The sequence below is a fragment of the Janthinobacterium sp. KBS0711 genome (genome assembly GCF_000988085.1).
Lineage (GTDB): Bacteria > Pseudomonadota > Gammaproteobacteria > Burkholderiales > Burkholderiaceae_D > Janthinobacterium > Janthinobacterium lividum_E.
Window position 1 is genome coordinate 148,440 of the sequence record NZ_LBCO01000004.1, and the last position, 21,232, is coordinate 169,671.

16 protein-coding genes are annotated in these 21,232 nt (G+C 59.9%); 10 read left to right on the forward strand and 6 right to left on the reverse strand.

Annotated elements, in window-relative coordinates:
- Positions 1-22: 22 nt before the first annotated feature.
- Positions 23-478 carry an Lrp/AsnC ligand binding domain-containing protein gene (locus tag VM94_RS01225; protein ID WP_010393827.1) on the reverse strand — a complete coding sequence of 152 codons (456 nt, stop codon included), beginning with the start codon at positions 476-478 and terminating at the stop codon, positions 23-25.
- A gap of 207 nt (positions 479-685) precedes the next feature.
- Here VM94_RS01225 and putA point away from each other — a divergent pair, with 207 nt between their 5' ends.
- Positions 686-4,339, forward strand: coding sequence for a trifunctional transcriptional regulator/proline dehydrogenase/L-glutamate gamma-semialdehyde dehydrogenase (putA, locus tag VM94_RS01230; RefSeq protein ID WP_046681839.1), 3,654 nt, complete (start codon positions 686-688; stop codon positions 4,337-4,339).
- Between the two features lie 74 nt (positions 4,340-4,413).
- On the opposite strand, the gene VM94_RS01235 is transcribed toward putA, so the two are convergent.
- Positions 4,414-5,172 carry a 5'-methylthioadenosine/adenosylhomocysteine nucleosidase gene (locus VM94_RS01235; protein WP_046681840.1) on the reverse strand — a complete coding sequence of 253 codons (759 nt, stop codon included), beginning with the start codon at positions 5,170-5,172 and terminating at the stop codon, positions 4,414-4,416.
- Between the two features lie 1,479 nt (positions 5,173-6,651).
- Between VM94_RS01235 and VM94_RS01240 the strand changes: the two genes are divergently transcribed.
- From VM94_RS01240 to VM94_RS01270, 7 genes are all read left to right on the forward strand, one after another.
- A complete protein-coding gene (locus VM94_RS01240) occupies positions 6,652-8,277 on the forward strand; it encodes a GMC family oxidoreductase (RefSeq protein ID WP_046681841.1) in 1,626 nt (541 codons plus the stop codon).
- Between the two features lie 143 nt (positions 8,278-8,420).
- Entirely contained in the window at positions 8,421-9,191 is a 771-nt protein-coding gene (locus VM94_RS01245) for an ABC transporter ATP-binding protein (RefSeq protein ID WP_035823437.1), read from the forward strand.
- Complete coding sequence (locus VM94_RS01250; protein ID WP_034752656.1) at positions 9,191-9,919, forward strand: ABC transporter ATP-binding protein; 729 nt, start codon at positions 9,191-9,193, stop codon at positions 9,917-9,919. Before VM94_RS01245 ends, VM94_RS01250 begins: the two co-directional genes overlap by 1 nt.
- Before the next feature lie 76 nt (positions 9,920-9,995).
- Positions 9,996-11,204, forward strand: a complete 1,209-nt coding sequence (locus VM94_RS01255) for an ABC transporter substrate-binding protein (protein ID WP_046681842.1) — start codon at positions 9,996-9,998, stop codon at positions 11,202-11,204.
- A 161-nt stretch (positions 11,205-11,365) separates the two neighbouring features.
- Positions 11,366-12,250, forward strand: a complete 885-nt coding sequence (locus VM94_RS01260) for a branched-chain amino acid ABC transporter permease (RefSeq protein WP_034752662.1) — start codon at positions 11,366-11,368, stop codon at positions 12,248-12,250.
- Positions 12,251-12,281: 31 nt separating this feature from the next.
- Entirely contained in the window at positions 12,282-13,262 is a 981-nt protein-coding gene (locus tag VM94_RS01265; protein WP_034752665.1) for a branched-chain amino acid ABC transporter permease, read from the forward strand.
- Positions 13,263-13,338: 76 nt separating this feature from the next.
- On the forward strand, positions 13,339-15,399 hold the full coding sequence (locus tag VM94_RS01270) for a 3-hydroxybutyrate oligomer hydrolase family protein (RefSeq protein WP_082127499.1): 2,061 nt from the start codon (positions 13,339-13,341) through the stop codon (positions 15,397-15,399).
- A 46-nt stretch (positions 15,400-15,445) separates the two neighbouring features.
- On the opposite strand, the gene VM94_RS01275 is transcribed toward VM94_RS01270, so the two are convergent.
- From VM94_RS01275 to sugE, 4 genes are all read right to left on the reverse strand, one after another.
- The gene (locus VM94_RS01275) at positions 15,446-16,237 is read right to left on the reverse strand and encodes an EAL domain-containing protein (RefSeq protein ID WP_046682051.1); all 792 of its coding nucleotides are present in this window, start codon (positions 16,235-16,237) and stop codon (positions 15,446-15,448) included.
- A gap of 44 nt (positions 16,238-16,281) precedes the next feature.
- Positions 16,282-17,439, reverse strand: coding sequence for an iron-containing alcohol dehydrogenase (locus VM94_RS01280; protein ID WP_046681844.1), 1,158 nt, complete (start codon positions 17,437-17,439; stop codon positions 16,282-16,284).
- An 85-nt stretch (positions 17,440-17,524) separates the two neighbouring features.
- Positions 17,525-17,884 carry an NADH-quinone oxidoreductase subunit A gene (locus tag VM94_RS01285; RefSeq protein ID WP_046681845.1) on the reverse strand — a complete coding sequence of 120 codons (360 nt, stop codon included), beginning with the start codon at positions 17,882-17,884 and terminating at the stop codon, positions 17,525-17,527.
- Positions 17,885-17,895: 11 nt separating this feature from the next.
- Complete coding sequence (sugE, locus tag VM94_RS01290) at positions 17,896-18,216, reverse strand: quaternary ammonium compound efflux SMR transporter SugE (protein ID WP_046681846.1); 321 nt, start codon at positions 18,214-18,216, stop codon at positions 17,896-17,898.
- Between the two features lie 328 nt (positions 18,217-18,544).
- Between sugE and mnmG the strand changes: the two genes are divergently transcribed.
- A complete protein-coding gene (gene mnmG, locus VM94_RS01295) occupies positions 18,545-20,494 on the forward strand; it encodes a tRNA uridine-5-carboxymethylaminomethyl(34) synthesis enzyme MnmG (RefSeq protein WP_046681847.1) in 1,950 nt (649 codons plus the stop codon).
- Positions 20,491-21,135 carry a 16S rRNA (guanine(527)-N(7))-methyltransferase RsmG gene (gene rsmG, locus VM94_RS01300; RefSeq protein WP_046681848.1) on the forward strand — a complete coding sequence of 215 codons (645 nt, stop codon included), beginning with the start codon at positions 20,491-20,493 and terminating at the stop codon, positions 21,133-21,135. The genes mnmG and rsmG overlap by 4 nt, the downstream gene beginning before the upstream one ends.
- The last annotated feature ends 97 nt before the right edge of the window (positions 21,136-21,232 follow it).

Consider the following 21,232-nt stretch of genomic DNA (forward strand, 5'->3'; position numbering starts at 1 on the left):
AAACGGGACGGCTACACCAGGGTCACTTAATTGGCAATTTGGTGGTGTTTTTGACCTCTTCCATGACGGCATAAGTGTGGGTTTCCCGCACACCTTTCTGCAGCAAGGTCTTGCCCAGGAATTCGCGGTAGGCGGCCATGTCCTTGACGCGCGCCTTGACCAGGTAATCGAAACCGCCAGCGACCATGTGACATTCCAGTACCTCTGGAATGATTTGTACGCTATGCTTGAAGGCGTCGAACACTTCCGGTGTCGTGCGATCGAGCACCACTTCGATGAACACCAGCAGCGACACGTCGAGCAGCTGCGGATTCAACTGGGCCGTATAGCCCATGATGTAACCGGATTCGTGCAGCTTGCGCACGCGCTCCAGACAGGCCGCCGGCGACAAGTTCACGCGCGCGGCCAGCTCCACATTGCTGATGCGTCCATCGCTCTGCAATTCCATCAAGATTTTCTTACTGATCTTGTCCAGCATTACCATCACCCCCAAATTAATATTATTTGGTTAAATTGTCGCATCAAAAACTATCTATTGCTAGTCCCCTGTATTACCAGAATTAATCCATAAGAATCCCCTTTACAATCGAATCATCTTAACGTCCGACTTTCTGTATTTTTTTGCACCAAAAAAGAGCAAGAATTACGTCAGTTTTCGTCCCCTTTTTCCTTGTAAAGAGTACTTATGCACCCTGCAGGCCCCTCGGCTTTTACCCCGATTCCTTTTGCTGCGTTCCAGGCAGAAATCCTGCCCGAAGCGACACCACAACGCGCCGCCATCACCGCCGCCTATAGGCGCGACGAGGTTTCGGCGGTGCAGTGGCTGTTGCAACAAGTGCGCCCCAGCAGCACCGAAACGACGGCCGAAGGACAAGCGCTGGCGCACCGCCTGGTCTCGAACGTGCGCCAAAAACGCACACGCGCGTCCGGCGTCGATGCACTGATGCACGAGTTCTCGCTATCGTCGGAAGAGGGTGTTGCATTGATGTGTCTGGCTGAAGCGCTGTTGCGTATACCCGACAGTCAGACAGCCGACCGTTTGATCGCCGACAAAATCAGCAAGGGCGACTGGAAGAAACACCTGGGCGAATCGCCATCGCTGTTCGTCAACGCGGCCACCTGGGGCTTGCTGATTACGGGCAAACTGGTCAGTACCAATAGCGAATCGGGCCTCGGTTCGGCCATGACCAAGCTCATCGCCAAAGGCGGCGAACCGCTGATCCGCAAGGGCGTCGACCTGGCCATGCGCATGCTGGGAAACCAGTTTGTTACGGGGCAAACCATCGAGGAAGCGTTGAAGAACAGCCGCGAGAATGAAACGCGCGGCTACCGCTACTCGTACGACATGCTGGGCGAGGCGGCCTTGACGCAGCAGGACGCGGCCAACTACTACGCCTCGTATGAAACGGCGATCCACGCCATCGGCAAGGCGTCGAACGGCCGTGGCATCCGCAACGGTCCCGGCATTTCCGTGAAACTGTCGGCCCTGCATGCGCGCTACAGCCGCGCCCAGCGCGCCCGCGTCATGGAAGAATTGCTGCCGAAAGTCAAAGCGCTGCTGCTGCTGGCCAAACAGTACAACATCGGCTTCAACATCGATGCGGAAGAAACGGACCGCCTGGAACTGTCGCTCGATCTGATGGAAGCACTGGCCTTCGATGCGGACCTGGCCGGCTTCGACGGCATCGGCTACGTGGTGCAGGCGTATCAAAAACGCTGCCCGTTCGCCATCGATTTCCTGATCGACCTGGCGCACCGCAGCGGCCGCAAGTTCATGGTGCGCCTGGTCAAGGGCGCGTACTGGGATGCGGAGGTCAAACGCGCGCAAGTCGATGGCCAGGAAGGCTATCCCGTCTACACGCGCAAGGTCTACACGGACGTCTCTTACCTCGTGTGTGCGCAAAAACTGCTGGCCGCCAGCAGCCTGATCTATCCACAATTTGCCACGCACAACGCACAAACCCTGTCGACCATTTATACCTGGGCGAAACGCGACGGCATCACCGACTACGAATTCCAGTGCCTGCACGGCATGGGCGAGACCCTGTACGACCAGGTCGTCGGCCCCGAGAATCTCGACAAGCCGTGCCGCATTTATGCTCCCGTCGGCTCGCATGAAACCCTGCTGGCCTACCTGGTGCGCCGCCTGCTGGAAAACGGCGCCAACTCGTCATTCGTCAACCAGATCGTCGACGAAAGCGTGGCCATCGATAGCCTGATCCGCGATCCGCTGGAGCAGGCGCGCCTGCAGGGCGGCTTGCCGCACCCGTCGATTCCGCTGCCGCTGGACATGTTCGGCAACGAACGCAAGAACTCGGCCGGCCTGGACCTGTCGAATGAAGACACCTTGCGCACGCTGGCCACGGGCCTGGCGCAGCAGCAGACATGGCAGGCCGCGCCGCTGATCGATGGCGCCGTCAGCCTGAACGGCCCCACGCACATGCTGCACAATCCGGCCCAGCACGACGATGTCGTGGGCAAGGTCATGGAAGCCGGCCCGGCCGACGTGGAAACGGCGCTGGCCAGCGCCAGCGCCTACGCCATGGATTGGCAAACCACGGAGCCGTCGATCCGCGCGCAAGCGTTGCTGCGCGCGGCCGACCTGTTTGAAGAACACCACATCGAGCTGATGGCCCTGGCCGTGCGTGAAGCGGGCAAGTCCCTGCCGAACGCGATCGCGGAAATCCGCGAAGCCGTCGACTTCCTGCGCTACTACGCGGCGCAGGTGGAACACGTGCCAAATACCTTGGCGCTCGGTCCCGTCACCTGCATCAGCCCGTGGAACTTCCCGCTGGCCATCTTTACGGGCCAGCTGGCCGCCGCTTTGGCCGCAGGCAACGTGGTGCTGGCCAAGCCGGCCGAGCAAACGCCGCTGATCGCCCACCGCGCCGTGCAATTGCTGCATGCGGCGGGCGTGCCGCGCAGCGCGCTGCAATTTTTGCCCGGCAGCGGCGAAGTCGTTGGCGCAGGCCTGTGCAATGACGCGCGCGTGAAAGGCGTGATTTTCACGGGCTCGACGGAAGTGGCGCAATTGATCAACCGCAATCTGGCCGCGCGCGCCGTGGCCGAAGGCATCGACATTCCCCTGATCGCCGAAACGGGCGGCCAGAATGCCCTGATCGTCGATTCGTCCGCCTTGCCGGAACAAGTGGTGCAGGACGTGATGTCGTCGGCTTTCGACAGCGCCGGCCAGCGCTGCTCGGCCTTGCGCGTGCTGTTCCTGCAAACGGAAATCGCCGACAAGACCATCCACATGCTCAAGGGCGCCATGCAGGAATTGCGCGTCGGCAATCCTGACCGCCTGGCCACCGATATCGGTCCCGTCATCGATGCGGAAGCGCAAGGTAACTTGCTGGCGCACATCAACAAGATGAAAACCATGGCCATCGATCATTATTCGCTCGATTTGCCGACCGTCAAAGGCACGTTTGTCGCCCCGACCGTGCTGGAAATCAAGTCGCTGGCGCAATTGACGCAGGAAGTCTTCGGCCCCGTGCTGCACGTGATCCGCTACAAGCGGTCCGAACTGCCGCAACTGGTGCAATCGATCAACGACAGCGGTTACGGCTTGACCCTGGGCATCCATACGCGCATCGATGAAACCATCGATTTCATTACCAAGCGCGCACATGTGGGCAATATTTACGTGAACCGCAACATCGTCGGCGCCGTCGTCGGCGTGCAGCCGTTCGGCGGCGAAGGCAAATCAGGAACTGGCCCCAAGGCGGGCGGCCCCCTGTACCTGAAACGCCTGCAGCGCAATGCACCGGCAGGCGCGCAGCACCAGCGCCAGGCGCCGCCTGCACTCGACGCGCTGACCGTCTGGGCGAAGATGCATGGCCACGACAAGGTCGTGCAACTGGCGCAAGACTATGCGCGTACCACCTTGCTGGGCAGCACCACCGTCTTGCCAGGCCCGACCGGCGAGCGCAACACCCTGAGCTTTGCCGCACGCGGCACGATTTTGTGCGCGGCAGCGACCTCGGGCACCCTGATGAACCAGCTGGCGGCCGTCCTGGCCACCGGTAACGAGGCCCTGGTGCTGGCGCAAGCGCCGGATCTGATCCCGGGCGACTTGCCGGCTGCGCTGAAGGACCGCATCCAGATCATTACGAGCCTGGAGTCGGTCAAGCATGATTTCCAGATCGCCATGATCGAGCCTAGCCTCGATGGTCAACTCAAACCGCTGCTGGCGGCACGGGAAGGGGCGCTGGTGGGCACCATCTCCACCACGCAAGAGGGTGCCATCCCCCTGTGGCGTCTCGTTGCTGAGCGGGCGCTGTGCGTGAATACGACGGCGGCAGGCGGAAATGCGAGCCTGATGATGCTGAGCGTCTAAAATTTAAGCAGGCAGTCAACGTAAAAGGGCAGAACCAGTGGTTCTGCCTTTTTTTATGCACGCTGGATGAAAAATCAGCCTGCCAGACGCTGGCACAATTGCTGGATCACCGTATACGCGTACGGCGACGCGACGGTTTGCACGAAACGCATGAAGTCGATGGCCGCCTCTTCGTTGGCGTTGTCGGAAATGGTGCGCATGACCGTAAACGGCACGCCCAGTTCAAAACACACTTGCGCCACGGCGGCACCTTCCATTTCGACGGCCAGCAGGTCGGGGATATCAACTTTCAGCTGGTTCAGATGCGCGGCGCTGCCGATGAACTGGTCGCCGCTGGCGATCAGGCCGCGGTGCACTCGCGCTTGCTGCAAGCCAAATTCCACGATATGTGCCGCCTTGAGCACGCTGGACACATCGTCACGCAGAAAATCTTCCGCGGCGGCAGCCAGTTGCGTGCTCAGTTCCAGGTCCGTGGCGAAGCGCTGCAAGCCAGTCAATGGCACTTCAAAGCGGGGAAACAGAGGGCGGGCATCCATATCGTGCTGCATCAGCGCTTCGGCCACGACGATATCGCCCACTTTCACGTGTTTATCCCCACTGCCGGCCACGCCGGTGAAGACGATGTGGGTAACTCCGTACTTTTCCACAAGGATAGAAGCAGTCATGGCAGCAGCAACCTTGCCCAGACGCGACAGGACGCACACAGCGTCGATATTCCACAAGGTTCCCAGGGTGTAGTCGCGCATGCCGTGCGAACGCCTCTGGGGGCTCTGCATGGCTTCTACCAGCCCCTGCTGTTCTTCGTGCAAGGCACTGATGATGCCTAAACGCATTTTTTTATGTGTATGCATGCTGTTTTACAGGTTTTTTGAATTGCAAAACGGTTTACATGGTGAAAACAGCCGTTTCGGCGACTTTTCCACCGTTCGCGTTTGTCTCTGTGTTTTAAATAAAGATGTATACATAAAAATAGTAGTGATAGTAAACGGCCATTTTTTTGTGGATAAGTCGGTATACCATCGAAAAATCATCGACTTAGCGTACAAAAAAGTAGGCGCACAAGCATTGTATCTATGGCGGACTTGTTTGGGATAAAAATTGGCTTGTGGACAAAGATCGACTTTTCCCACATCTCATCCTGTGGATATACAGGCACTTATCCACACCAGCACGCAAACATCGTGGTTTTTCTTGCTGTAGTGGCATGTTTGACGTGTTTCGTTGGCATAGACCTATGTCTGCCAATCAACAGTGAGCGGGCACGAGCGTTGTTCTTTCACCGACGTGAGCGTCCAGTTGATTCCTGGAAGACGGTTTGGCAGTCGGTCTCGATGTCGCCGTTGGCTTTTTTTTGACGGTTTTGCATGCTTTTTGGAAATATCCCCGGACTTTCGCTTTTTTTGTCGGTTTACAATAGATCTATATATAAAAATAGTAGTAATAGTAAACGCGTTTTTTTCTGTGGATAAGTCGCTTTTTTTCAACAGGATCAATCGTTTACACGCAAAATAAAGCGTGCATAATCGCTGTATCACGCGAGGAGCAAAATTGTATAAAATGCGGGCCTGTGCAAAAGTTCGTGTTTACGCACAAGTCATCCTGTGGATATCAAGTGACTTATCCACAATCGTCTCAAACTCTCCTTCGTTTTGATATCGAATCGCCTGCCGGCACTGTGCCTGCTCAGGTCTCTTGACGTTTCCATTTTGCAAAACGGTTTTGCAGTGCTGTGTGCGTGATGCCGGCTGTGCCGGTTTTCGTCGCTCAGTTGTTGGCGCGATTTTTTTTGTCGGCAAAAGCAGCTTTCCGGTTTTTTTTTGAAGACAGGCTTGCGAATGTTCTTCAAGGCGGAGAGCAGGCAAAGCGCGCGTTGTCGGGTTTACCTTAACAAGTTCGTATACAAGAATAGTAATAGTAATTAACGGCGGCATCTTCTGTGGATAAGTCCTGATTTATCCTTGTAAACAATCGCTTGGCGTACGGATAAGCGCTGAGTAAGCGTTGTATCTGCCTGGGATGGTTTTGGGATAAAAAAACACGTCCGAAAAAAAATTCGTTTACTCACATATCGTACCTGTGGATATCCATACGGTTATCCACAGCTTGCAGACCCTGGCTTGATGCTCTTTTTTACCTGTCGTGACGCTAGCCGTATCCCAGGCAACGATTAATGTCGCCCTGGCCCGGCACTGGTGGTAATCTCAAGGCGGCTCAGCAGCCATGCATGCATGAAGAAAGACAGACTCTGGTAGCGGAATGCGGTGGGGAGACACGCCGCGCGACAGCTTGATGGCATACCGAAAGGAGCTTCATTGGAATCGGCAGGCGAATACGACTACATCATCGTGGGCGGCGGCACGGCAGGTTGCGTGCTGGCCAATCGGCTCACGCGCGACAAGGACGCCAACGTTTTGCTCGTGGAAGCGGGCGGCAAGGACGACTATGTGTGGATTCACATCCCCGTCGGCTACTTGCATTGCATCGGCAATCCCCGCACGGACTGGCTGTATTCCACGCAGGCGGACGCGGGACTGGGCGGGCGCAGCCTGATCTATCCGCGCGGTAAAGTGCTTGGTGGCAGCTCTTCCATCAACGGCATGATCTATATGCGGGGCCAGGCCGGCGATTACGATCACTGGGCCGATTTGACGGACGACGCTTCCTGGCGCTGGGACAAGGTCTTGCCGCTATTTAAGCAAAGCGAGGATTATTACGGCGGCGCGTCGGAAAACCATGGCGTGGGCGGTGAATGGCGCGTGGAAAAACAGCGCCTGTCATGGGATATCCTGAATGCATTCCGCGATGCGGCGCAGCAAGTCGGCATCCCGAAAACCAGCGATTTCAATGGCGGCGACAATAGCGGTAGCGCGTATTTCGACGTCAACCAGCGCCGCGGCATCCGCTGGAATACCTCGAAAGCGTTCTTGAAACCGGCATCGCGCCGCCCGAATCTGACCATCATGACGGGCTGCCACGTGGAACGTCTATTGCTTGAGACTTCGGAGTCGGGGCCCCGTTGCACGGGCATCGTGTTTACGGGCGGCGGCACGCAGTGGCAGGCGACGGCCCGGCGGGAAACCTTGCTGACGGCGGGCGCCATCGGTTCGCCCCAATTGCTGCAACTGTCCGGCATCGGCCCGGCCGCCTTGTTGCAGCAGCATGGCATCGTGCCCGTGTTGGACTCCGCTGGCGTGGGCGGCAATTTGCAGGATCATTTGCAGCTGCGTATGGTCTTTAAAGTACAGGGCGTGAAAACCTTGAACATCATGGCGGGCAATATGCTGGGCAAGATGCAGATCGGCTTGCAATATGCGCTGTTCCAGAGCGGACCCATGTCGATGGCGCCGTCGCAACTGGGGGCGTTCGCCAAGTCCGATCCACTGCAAGCCACGCCGAACCTGCAATACCACGTGCAACCCTTGTCCTTGGACAAATTCGGCGAACCCTTGCACGCGTTTCCCGCGTTTACGGCCAGCGTGTGCAATCTGCGTCCCACGTCGCGCGGCCACGTGCACATCGCGTCGGCCGACAGCTATGCGGCGCCGAAAATCATGCCAAATTACCTGAGTACCGAGCAGGACCGCAGCGTGGCGGCCGACGCCTTGCGCCTGACGCGGAGCATCGCCGCCGCGCCGGCCCTGAAAAAATTTGCGCCGGAAGAATACAAGCCTGGCGTGCAATTCCAGAGCCAGGAAGAGTTGGCGCAGGCGGCCAGCCAGATCGGCACCACCATTTTTCATCCGGTGGGCACTTGCCGCATGGGCCTGGCCAGCGAAGCTTCCAGCGTGGTCGACAGCCAGTTGCGCGTGATCGGCGTGGCAGGCTTGCGCGTCGTCGACGCGTCGATCATGCCGTACATTACTTCTGGTAACACGAACTCGCCCACCGTGATGATCGCGGAAAAAGCGGCGCAAATGATACATGCGGCTTGGAAATAGCTGGAAATAGCTGGGTAAAGGCGCGAGTTTGCGCCATTCGGGCTGGCGAAAAATCCCCGTAGTTATACTGTATTGTGCGTTAAATTTAAGTTGTGTATTATAAAAATGACTAAGTAGTACAAAAAGTACAACTAGGAGACACGATGTCAAACGTAATCTTGGAAACAAGAAATTTGACCAAGGAATTCAAGGGTTTCACCGCTGTGAGCGAAGTGAACCTGAAGGTAGAGCGGGGCCATATCCACGCCTTGATCGGTCCGAACGGCGCCGGCAAGACCACGTGCTTTAACTTGCTCACCAAATTCCTGGTCCCCACTTCCGGACAGATCCTGTTCAATGGGAAAGATATCACGGCCGCCAAACCGGCCCAGATCGCGCGCATGGGCGTGATCCGTTCCTTCCAGATTTCCGCCGTCTTCCCGCATTTGTCCGTGCTGCAAAATGTGCGCATCGGCTTGCAGCGCCAGCTGGGAACTTCGTTCCACTTCTGGCAAAGCGAACGTGCATTGAACCAGCTCAACGACCGCGCCATGGCCTTGCTGGCCGAAGTCGACCTGACGGAGTTTGCCGACACCATCACGGTCGACATGCCGTACGGGCGCAAACGGGCGCTGGAAATTGCCACCACCCTGGCGATGGAACCGGAAATGATGCTGCTCGACGAACCGACGCAAGGCATGGGTCACGAAGACGTGCACCGCGTGACGGAACTGATCAAAAAAGTGTCGGCTGGCCGCACGATTTTGATGGTGGAACACAATATGAGCGTGGTGTCGGGCATCTGCGACAAGATTTCCGTCCTGCAGCGCGGTGCCATGCTGGCCGAAGGCAGTTACGCGGAAGTGTCGCGCAATCCGCAAGTGATGGAAGCGTACATGGGTACCACCCACGCGGAACTGGAAGGGGCGCATTGATGGCGACACAAGTGAATGGCGGCGCACCCGCGCTGGAAATTACGCAGCTGCACACCTGGTATGGCGAATCGCACATCCTGCACGATGTGAACCTGAAAGTGGCCCAGGGCGAAGTGGTCACTTTGCTGGGCCGTAACGGCGCTGGCCGCACCACCACCTTGCGCGCCATCATGGGCTTGACGGGCGCGCGCACGGGCTCCATCAAAGTCAACGGCGTCGAAGCGATAGGTTTGGCCACGCACAAAATCGCCCACCTGGGCATCGGGTATTGTCCCGAAGAGCGCGGCATTTTTTCCTCGCTGTCGACCGAGGAAAACCTGCTGCTGCCGCCAACCCTGGCCAGCGGCGAGAAGGGCATGTCGGTGGAAGAAATCTACGCCATGTTCCCGAACTTGCAGGAACGCCGCCACAGCCAGGGCACGCGCCTGTCGGGCGGAGAACAGCAGATGCTGGCCGTGGCGCGCATCCTGCGCACGGGCGCGCGTTTGCTGCTGCTCGATGAAATTTCCGAAGGCCTGGCGCCCGTCATCGTGCAAGGGCTGGCGCGCATGATCACCACCCTGAAAGCGAAGGGTTACACCATCGTCATGGTGGAACAGAATTTCCGGTTTGCCGCGCCCCTGGCGGACCGGTTTTATGTGATGGAGCACGGTCAGATCGTCGAGACTTTTGCTGCATCCGAACTGGAGGCCAAGATGCCGGTACTGACCGAGCTGCTTGGCGTGTAGTCCCCATGTAGTCTGTTGTACTCGTCATCGTCCAGCAATCGACTGAATAGCAAACAATAATCCCAACGGAGACACTATGAAACGTAACGCTATCGCCATTGCCACCGCCACCCTGTGCGCATTGGGCTTGTCCGCCGCCGCGCATGCCCAGGTATCGGGCGACACCATCAAGATCGGTTTTATTTCCGACATGTCGGGCGTGTATTCCGACGTCGACGGCCTCGGCGGCGCGGAAGCCATCAAGATGGCGATCGCCGATGCCGGTGTGGTACTGGCCGGCAAAAAGGTGGAATTCATTTCCGCCGATCATCAAAACAAGGCCGACATCGCCGCTTCGAAAGCGCGCGAATGGTTTGACCAGCAGGGCGTCGACATGCTGATCGGCGGTACCAATTCCGGCGCCAGCCTGGCCATGGCCAAGGTCGCGGCGGAAAAGAAAAAAATCTTCATCGCCATCGGCGCCGGCTCCTCGCGCCTGACGAATGAAGAGTGCACGCCGTACACCGTGCATTACGCCTACGACACCGTGGCGCTGGCGCGCGGCACGGGCGGCACCATCGTCAAGCAGGGCGGCAAGAACTGGTATTTCATGACGGCCGATTATGCGTTCGGCCACTCGCTGGAAAAAGATACGGCCGAGGTCGTCAAGGCGGCCGGCGGCAAGGTGCTGGGCAGCGTCAAGCATCCGCTGGGCGCCTCGGACTTTTCTTCCTTCCTGCTGCAGGCGCAATCGGCAAAACCGCAAATCCTCGGCCTGGCCAATGCGGGCGGCGACGCCATCAACAGCATCAAGGCGGCCAATGAGTTCGGCCTGACGAAATCGATGAAGCTGGCCGGCTTGCTGATCTTCATCAATGATATCCATTCGCTGGGCCTGAACCTGACGCAGGGCATGTACCTGACGGATGGCTGGTACTGGGACTTGAATCCTGAAACGCGCGCCTGGTCGAAACGCTATTTCGCGAAGATGAAGAAAGAGCCATCGATGCTGCAGGCGGCCGACTATTCGGCGGCGGCGAACTACCTGAAAGCCGTCAAGGCGATCGGTACGGATGACACCGAGAAGGTCATGGCCTACCTGAAAAAGACCAAGATCAACGACATGTTCACCCAGAATGGCGAAGTGCGTCCCGATGGCCGCATGGTGCACGATATGTATTTGATGGAAGTCAAGAAACCGTCCGAGTCGAAATACCCATGGGATTACTACAAGGTAGTCGCCACCGTGCCCGGTGCGCAAGCGTATGTAACCAAGGCCGAGTCGAAGTGTTCGCTGTGGAAGTAACGCTGTAGCAACCTCCACAGAGTGCCCGCCTGCGCGCGGGCGCTCTGTCCTGCATGCGCTTCGCCCGCAGGGTACGCCTTGCGCTGCCGCACCCGTTTGCGGTGGCGCGTTTCCCTTGATACCACACCGCTACCTGGCGGTGCTTTTTATACTGTGATGCCATGGAAATTTTCGGCGTTCCAATACAAGCGATGATGAGCCAGCTGCTGCTGGGTCTCGTCAACGGCTCGTTCTATGCCATGTTGTCCCTCGGTCTGGCCGTTATCTTCGGCTTGCTTAACGTTATTAATTTCTCGCACGGCGCCATGTACATGATGGGCGCCTTCCTGGCCTGGATGGGCCTCAGCTATTTCGACATCAATTACTGGGCCATGCTGGTCATCGCCCCGATCCTCGTCGGCCTGGTCGGCATTCTGATCGAAAAGACCATGCTGCGCTGGCTGTATAAACTCGACCACCTGTATGGCTTGCTGCTGACCTTCGGCATCACCCTGATCATGGAAGGCGTGTTTCGCTCCTTCTATGGCGTCTCGGGCCAGCCGTATGCCGTGCCCGAAGCGCTGGCCGGCGCGACGGACCTCGGTTTCATGATCTTGCCGAACTACCGCGCCTGGGTGGTGATCGCCTCGCTCTCCGTGTGCCTGGCTACCTGGTTCGTCATCGAGAAAACCAAATTAGGGGCCTATCTGCGGGCCGGCACGGAAAACCCGAAACTGGTGGAAGCGTTCGGCATCAACGTGCCGCTGATGGTGACGTTGACGTTCGGCTTTGGCGTGGCGCTGGCCGGTTTCGCCGGCGTGCTGGCGGCGCCGATCATCCAGGTCTCGCCGCTGATGGGCTCGAACCTGATCATCGTCGTGTTTGCCGTGGTGGTGATTGGCGGCATGGGTTCCATCATGGGTTCCATCCTGACGGGCCTGGGCCTGGGCGTGATCGAGGGCCTGACCCGCGTGTTCTACCCGGAAGGCTCGGCCACCGTGGTGTTCGTGGTGATGGTCATCGTGCTGCTGCTGCGTCCCGCCGGCCTGTTCGGCAAAGAAAAGTAATCCTCATCAGTCATGTATTGGAGCTACCACGATGAATAAGAATGTAGGCTACGCCATTGCCTTGCTGCTGGCGTTGGCGGCCCCGTTTTACGGCTACCCCGTCTTCCTGATGAAGCTGCTGTGCTTTGCCCTGTTTGCCTGCGCTTTCAACTTGCTGATTGGCTATACGGGCTTGCTGTCGTTCGGCCATGCGGCATTTTTTGGCGGCGCCGGCTATGTCACCGGCTATGCGCTGCGCACCTGGGGTTGGCCAACGGAACTGGGCTTGCTGGCCGGCGTCGCGACGGGCGCCTTGCTGGGCCTGGTAATCGGCGGCCTGGCGATCCGCCGCCAGGGCATCTACTTTACGATGATCACCCTGGCGCTGGCGCAGATGGTGTACTTCCTGGCCTTGCGCTTGCCGTTCACTGGCGGCGAGGATGGCTTGCAGGGTGTTCCACGTGGAACCTTGCTGGGCACGATAGACCTGGGCAACGACACCGTGTTGTATTACGTCGTGCTGGCCATCTTTGTTGCCGGCTTCGCCCTGATCGTGCGCACCATCCACTCGCCGTTCGGCCAGGTGCTCAAGGCGATCAAGGAAAACGAACCGCGCGCCATCTCGCTCGGCTACGACGTCAACAAGTACAAGCTGATGGCCATCGTGCTCTCCGCTTCGTTGGCCGCACTGGCCGGTGCCACCAAGACCCTGGTGCTGGGCTTTGAGACGTTGACCGACGTGTACTGGGGCATGTCGGGCCTGGTCGTGCTGATGACCCTGGTGGGCGGCATGGGCACCTTGTCCGGCCCCATCCTTGGCGCCGTGCTGATCATCGCGCTGGAAAACAAGCTGGGCGATGTCGGTACCTACCTGGCCACCCACACGGGCATCGAGTGGTTCGGCACCCTGGGCGAATCGGTGGGCATGGTGACGGGCGTGATCTTCGTCATCTGCGTGCTGATGTTCCGGCGCGGTATCGTCGGCGAAGCCATCGCGCGCTTCGGCGGCAGGGCTGCCAAAGCCGCGGTCTGATTTTCAAGCAACGCCGGACGGATCGTCCGGCGTTTTTCATTGTGCGTCCACTGTTACTTCAACGGAGAGTACCACCATGCAAATGACGATCACGCGCGCGGGGAGCGGCTTGTGCACGCTGCTGGCGTTGGCAGCCTGCGGCAGCAACCATGCGCCGGAAGAACTGAACCAGATGCCCGGCTACCTGGGCACCATCACGCGGGCCGACTACGACGGCAAGACGAACGATCTGCTCACGGCCGGTCTCGGCAAGACGGGGCTGGCGGGCGCCGCGCCCGCGTATGCAAATGTGGAACAGCCGACACCGCTCGAACTGCGCCGCAATGCCATCTACGCCAATTACCGCGCCGTGCTCGACATTGCCGCCAACAGCGGCTACGGCACCCTGTACGGACCGAACGTGGATGCATCCGGCAACGTGGGCACGGGCGAAGGCCTGATACCGGGCAGTGAATACATCGCCTATGCTGATGATGGCACGGGCAAGAAGAACGTCACCCTGATGGTGCAGGTGCCGGCCAGCTTCGACCCGGACCATGCCTGTATCGTCACCGGTACGTCGAGCGGCTCGCGCGGCATCTACGGCGCCATCGGCAGCTCCGGCGAATGGGGCTTGAAAAAAGGCTGCGCCGTGGCGTATGCCGACAAGGGTTCCGGCACGGGCCTGTACGTGTTCGAGGACGACAGCGTCAACCTGCAAAACGGCCTGCGGGCAGGCAGGGTGGCCGCCGGCAAGAATGCGCTCTTCGCGCCGGACTTGAGCGACGCCGAGCGGCTGGCCTGGGCGGGCAGCAATCCGAACCGCATCGCCTTCAAGCACGCGCACTCGCAGCAGAATCCGGAAAAGGATTGGGGCAAGGTCACCTTGCAGGCCGTCGAGATGGCGTACTACGTATTGAACGAGCGCTACGGCGTGCTGGCCCGCGACGGCAGCTCGCGCATCGTGCGGCTGACGCCGAAGAACACCATCACGATCGCCTCGAGCATTTCCAACGGTGCCGGCTCGGCCTTGCTGGCGGCGGAACAGGATAGCAAGGGCTTGATCAGCGGCGTGGCGGCCAGCGAGCCGCAAGTCCAGCCGGCGGCATCGAGCGCCTACACTGTGCGCCAGGGCGGGGCGGTGGTGGCCAATCCCGGCAGTGCGCTGTTCGACTACGCCACCTATGCGGCCCTGTATCAGCCGTGCGTCGCTTCCGTGGCCGGCAATGCGGGACGCTGCACGGCGCTCGTCGCCAAGGGGCTATTGGACGGCGCCGACCTGGCGGCGCAGCAGGCCGATGCGAAGCAGCGCTTGCGCGCGTATGGCTGGCTGCTTGACTCCGATCCGCTGCAGGCCGCGCATGCGGGCACGAACATCCTCGTGGCCGTCACGTACGCGTATGCCTACGGAAAATTCTCCGTGACCGATAAAGTGTGCGGTTTCACGTTTGCGCAGACGGACGGCAGCGGCAATCCGATTGCGTTCACGTCGGCGCAAAAGGCGGCCAGCTTTGCCGCGCAAAACGGCATTCTCGGCAATGTCGTGTACGAGAACAGCGTGGGCGGCGCCAAGGTGTACACGGCCGGCGTGTCGCCGTCGAGCAGTCTGGCGGACCAGTCGCTTGATGGCTTCCTGTGCCTGCGCAGCCTGGCGACGGGGCGCGACACTGTCAGCGGCGCCAACTTGCAGGGGACATTGGCGACGCAAAGCGTGCGCGTGCGGGCAGGCATGGCCGAGGTCGCGGCCAGCGGCAAACTGAACGGCAAGCCAGCCATCATCGTGCACGGCCGCAGCGACACGCTCATTCCCGTCAATCATGCGTCGCGTGCCTATCTGGGCCTGAACGCCGCCGTGGAAGGGGCGAATAGCCAGCTGCGCTATATCGAGGTGACCAACGCCAACCACTTCGATTCCTTCAGCAATGCGTTACCAACCCTGATCGTGCCGCTGCATGTGTACCTGAACCGGGCGCTGGACGCCATGTATGCGCACTTGAATGCCAAGCAAGCCTTGCCGCCATCGCAGGTGGTGCGCACGGTGACACGTACCGATGTGTCGACCCTGATCACGAATGTCAACGTGCCGGCGATCGCCACGGCACCGGCGCCCGGCAATGTCATCAGCGTGACGGGGACTGTCGTCGATATTCCCAACTAGGCTGTCTCGCTTGTGGAACTTGCGGCCACGTTTCACGTGGCCGTTTTTATGCCCAGGCCGACTCGGCGATGTGACCGAGTCCTTGGAAGACGGGCTTGGAAAACCAGTAGCCCTGCATCAGGGAAATGCCGCAGCCGGAAAGAAAATCGCGCTCGGCGCGTGTCTCGATGCCTTCGGCCAGCACGCGGATACCGAGTTCATGGCACAGGCTGGCGATGGCCCGCACGATGGCCTGGCGCGGCGCATGCGTATCGATGCCGCGCACCAGATCCATGTCGATCTTGATGATGTCAGGCTGGTATTCGGCCAGCAAGTTCAAGCCCGCATAGCCGGCGCCGAAATCATCGATGGCGGTCTGGAAACCGAAGCGCCGGTAGGCGCGGAAAATCTCGACCAGATGCGGACGGTCTTGCACCCGTTCGCCTTCCGTCACTTCAAAGATGATTTTGTCGGTAGGGAAGCGATGCAGCTTGGCCGCTTCCAGGGTGCTGCGGATGCACACCTCGGGACGGTAGACGGCGTTGGGCAGGAAGTTGATCGACAGATATCCCTGCATGCCCAGCCTGGCGGCGCCGGCCACGGCCTTGACGCGGCACGCCTGGTCGAAGCGGTAGCGGTTGCCGTCGTTGACTTGCGCCAGCACGCTGGCCGCGCTTTCGCCGTTGGGGCCGCGCACCAGCGCCTCGTGCGCATAGATGCTGCGCGTGGCCAGGTCGACGATGGGCTGATACGCATACTCGAAGGCGAACGGCAGCGGCGCGCTGTCGTGGCAGCCCGCGCAGGCACCGTGCGGAAAGTGGGTGCTGTCAGGATGGATGGGGATGTCGGGAGGCGTCATGGCGGCAGTGTAGCAGGGCGGGGTGGCAGGCTCCGTCTGCTGCTTCACAGTGCGGCCGCATAGATGGCGCGCGCGTCGCCGCGGGTGACGGGCCGGGGATTGTTGCCCAGCAAGCGCATCTGCAGCATGGCTTCATCGGCCAGGCGGTCCAGGTCGCCGGCTGCGATGCCCACCTCGCGCAAGGTACGCACGATGCCCGTGGCCACGGCAATCTCCTGCATGCTATCGATCAGGGCCACGGCCCGCGCTTCCTCGCTGCCCGCGATGCCGGGCTGCAGGATGGCGGCCAGTTGCGCATACAGCGGGGCCGCATGGGACAGATTAAAACGCAGCACGTGCGGCAGTACCAGCGCATTCGACAGGCCATGCGGCACGTGGAACAGTCCACCGATGGGATAGGCGAGCGCATGCACGGCGGCCACGGGCGCGTTGGCAAACGCCTGCCCGGCCAGCATGGCGCCCAGCAGCATGGCTTGCCGCGCCGGCAAGTTGCTGCCATCGCGGCAGGCGGTGACCAGGTTGTTCGACAGCAGCGACAGCGCCTGGGTGGCCAGCATGTCGGACAAGGGATTTTTCAGCAGGCGGCTCGTGTACGCTTCGATCGCATGCACCATGGCGTCGATGCCCGTGGCAGCTGTCACGGCGGGCGGCAAGCCCAGGGTCAGGCTGGCGTCGAGGATGGCCAGGTCCGCATACAGTTGCGGCGCGACCACGCCCATCTTGCTGGTGGCGCCCGTGGTGACGATGGCGATGTGCGTCACTTCCGAGCCCGTGCCGGCCGTGGTCGGCAATTGCACGAGGGGCAGGCGCTGGCCGTGAACATTGCCGATGCCATACAGTTGCGCCAGTTCCTGGTGGCCCGGCGCCAGTACGGCGATCAGCTTGGCCACGTCCAGCGAGCTGCCGCCACCGAGGCCGATAATCAGTTCCACGTGAAACATCTGCGCCTGGCCCACGCCAGCCAGTACGATGGCTTCGGGCGGATCGGCTTGCACGTCGGAAAACACGTGGACTTCGATGCCGGACGCCTGCAAGCTGTGCAGGGCGGCATCGGCCAGGCCCGTGCGCAAAAAGCCTGCGTCGGTGACGAGCAGGGCGCGGCGTACGGTCGGGAAGTGGTGGGCGATGTGCGTGCCCAGTTGGGTGGCGGCGCCCGGTTCAACGATCAGATGGGGCACGGTGCGGAACTGGAAGGCGGACATGCAGACTCCTGACAGTGAGGACAGAAGCCAAGCTTACTCCGCTTTCCAGCCACGCGCCTGTTTCACGTGGAACCAGATACGTGGCTTACTCCCAGTCCAGTGCGCCTTTCTTCCATTCATACACTAGTCCGATTGTCAGCACGGCGAGAAAACCCATGACGGCCCAGAAACCGACCAAACCCAATTCGTTGACATTGGCCGCCCACGGCATCAGAAAGATGACTTCGATATCGAACAGGATGAAGAGGATGGCGACCAGATAGAAACGCACGTCGAACTTCATGCGCGCGTCGCCGAATGCTTCGAAGCCGCATTCATACGGCGACAGCTTTTGCGGATCGGGTTTGTGCGGACCGAGCGCGCGCCCCAGCAGCATGGGTACGATGCCGACGAGGATGCCGATCAGAATGAACAGGAGGACGGGAAAATAGTTTTCGAGGAGCATGTCGATTCCTCTTAGTGGCTGGACGACAGTTTCATCAGCACGATGCCGCACACGATGAGGACGGCAGCGCATACGCGCATGGTGTTGACTTGCTCGCCCAGAAAAACGATGCCGACGATAAAGGCGCCGACGGCGCCGATGCCCGTCCAGATCGTATAGGCCGTGCCCAAGGGCAGGGTGCGCATGGCCAGCGACAGCAAGCCGAAGCTGGCGATCATCATGACGATGGTAATGATGGAGGGAGTAAGTCTGGTGAAACCCTCGGAGAGTTTCATCGAGTATGCCCACACGACTTCAAACATGCCGGCAATGAGTAACAGTATCCAGGCCATGGCGGCTCCTTATACAGAGCGGGCCGTCCCGGTGTGTTCCCATGATGGGGGAGGCCGTCCTCCTGGATGATCGTCCCGCTGGCCACTGGCGTGGCCACGGATGCGGACGATGCGGCAATTGTAGCAAACATTGCCGGACGCCGCAGCCCCATCGCGGGCCCTTTCCTGGTACCGCTGCGTGTTCCACGTGAAACAAAAATCACCGTTGGCTTGCCCCTGCTGAGTAAAAATTAAGCAAAAATTGGCCCGTGGAAGGTTGCGCTTGCAAAAAGACTCTATAATCGGAGCTCTCTTCCCGCATTTTTACTTGCACTGTTACCTATTTATCATGTTATTTCCTACAGAATTCGACGTCATTGTTGTCGGCGGTGGTCACGCCGGTACCGAGGCGGCCCTCGCTTCCGCCCGCATGGGGCAGAAGACGCTATTGCTCACGCATAATATTGAGACACTGGGCCAGATGTCGTGCAATCCCTCCATCGGCGGCATCGGCAAGGGCCACCTGGTCAAGGAGGTCGATGCCATGGGCGGTGCGATGGCGATTGCCACCGACGAGTCCGGCATCCAGTTTCGCATCCTGAACTCCTCAAAAGGCCCGGCAGTCCGCGCCACGCGCGCCCAGGCCGACCGTATTTTGTACAAGGCCGCCATCCGCACGCGCCTGGAAAACCAGCCTAATCTGTGGCTGTTCCAGCAAGCCGTCGATGACCTGATCGTCGAAGGCGACCGGGTCGTCGGCGCCGTGACGCAGATCGGCCTGAAGTTTCTCGCGCGCGCCGTCGTGCTGACGGCCGGTACTTTCCTCGACGGCAAGATCCACGTGGGCTTGAATAATTATTCGGCTGGCCGCGCCGGCGACCCGCCTGCCATCTCGCTGTCGGCCCGCTTGAAAGAGCTGAAACTGCCGCAAGGGCGCTTGAAAACGGGTACGCCGCCGCGCATCGATGGCCGCACGATCGACTTTTCCGTCATGCAGGAACAAGCGGGCGACCTCGATCCCGTGCCCGTGTTTTCCGTGATGGGCAACACGGCCATGCACCCGCGCCAGGTGCCGTGCTGGGTCACGCACACGAATAGCCAGACGCACGACATCATCCGCGCCGGCCTGGACCGCAGCCCCATGTACACGGGCGTCATCGAAGGCGTCGGCCCCCGTTATTGCCCCTCGATCGAAGACAAGATCCACCGTTTCTCGGGCAAGGAATCGCACCAGATCTTCCTCGAGCCGGAAGGCTTGACGACGCATGAGTTCTATCCGAACGGCATCTCCACGAGCCTGCCGTTCGACGTGCAGATCGCCCTGGTGCAGTCGATGAAGGGCATGGAAAACGCCCACATCCTGCGTCCCGGCTACGCCATCGAATACGATTATTTCGACCCGCGCGGCTTGAAAGCGTCGCTGGAAACGAAGGCCGTCGCTGGCCTGTTCTTCGCCGGCCAGATCAATGGCACCACGGGCTACGAGGAAGCGGCCGCGCAAGGCATGCTGGCGGGCCTGAATGCGGCCTTGCTGACGCAGGACAAGGAAGCCTGGGTACCGGGCCGCTCCGAGGCCTATCTGGGCGTGCTGGTCGACGATCTGATCACCCAGGGCGTGCAGGAGCCGTACCGCATGTTCACCAGCCGCGCCGAGTACCGTTTGAGCCTGCGCGAAGACAATGCCGACATGCGCCTGACGGAAATCGGCCGCACTTTGGGCTGCGTCGGCGACGCCCAATGGCAAGCGTTCGAGACCAAGCGCGAAGCGGTGGCGCTGGAACTGCAGCGCCTGCGTTCCACGTGGGTCAATCCGCGCATCCTGGCGGCCGCCGAGTCGGAACGCATCGTCGGCCAGGCCATCGAACGCGAGTACTCGCTGGCGGACCTGCTGTGCCGCCCGAACGTGGCCTACGACACCCTGATGAGCATGACGGGCATGGAAGGCCAGGCCCTGGCCGGCCCCGGCGTGATGGATCCCGCCGTGCGCGAACAGGTGGAAATCCAGCTCAAATACGCGGGCTACATCGAGCGCCAGAGCAAGGAAATCGAGCGCCACGAACACTATGAAAACCTGGCCTTGCCAGAAGGTTTCAATTACCTGGATATCGGCGCGCTGTCGGTCGAAGTGCGGCAAAAACTCGACAAGCAGCGTCCGGAAACCCTGGGCCAGGCATCGCGCATTTCGGGCGTGACGCCGGCGGCGATTTCGCTGCTGCTGGTGCACCTGAAAAAGCGCGGTTTTGGCGCTGGTCAGGCCGAAATACAGACCACCACTTTAAAGGACGAGGTTGTTGAATGAAGCAGTTTGACCGGGCCGCATTGGCCCAGATTTTGAATGAAGGCATCGCCGCGCTGGGACTCGATCTGAGCGCGGATCAGACGGAAAAACTGCTCGATTACCTGGCCTTGCTGGCCAAATGGAACAGCGTGTACAACCTGACGTCGGTACGCGATCCCCTGCAGATGCTGACCCTGCACGTGCTCGATTCGCTGGCCGCCGTGCCGGCGTTCGCGGATGCCAAGAATGTGCTCGATGTGGGCGCTGGCGGCGGCTTGCCGGGCATGGTCCTGGCCATCGCGCGGCCCGATATCAAGGTGTCGATGATCGACACCGTGCATAAAAAGACGGCATTCTTGACGCAAGTGAAGGCGGAACTGGGCTTGAGCAACGTCACCGTGTACACGAAACGGGTGGAACAGCTGGAAGTGCAGCAGAAATTCGACGTGATCACCTCGCGCGCCTTTGCCGACCTGTCCGACTTCGTCAACTGGTCGAACCACGTGCTGGCCGAGGAAGGGCAATTCATCGCCTTGAAAGGGGTGGCACCGCCAGATGAGAGAGAGCGACTGCCGGCAGACTGGAAAGTGACGGAATTACGAGCAATCCAGGTGCCAGGGCTAAATGCAGAGCGTCATCTGGTCTTTATAGCAAGAATTTAAAGGCCGCAGAATTAAATGGTATAAATCATATAAACAGTTTATACCGTATAAATAATATAAACCGTATAAACGATTTATATCGTATAAATTAAATAAA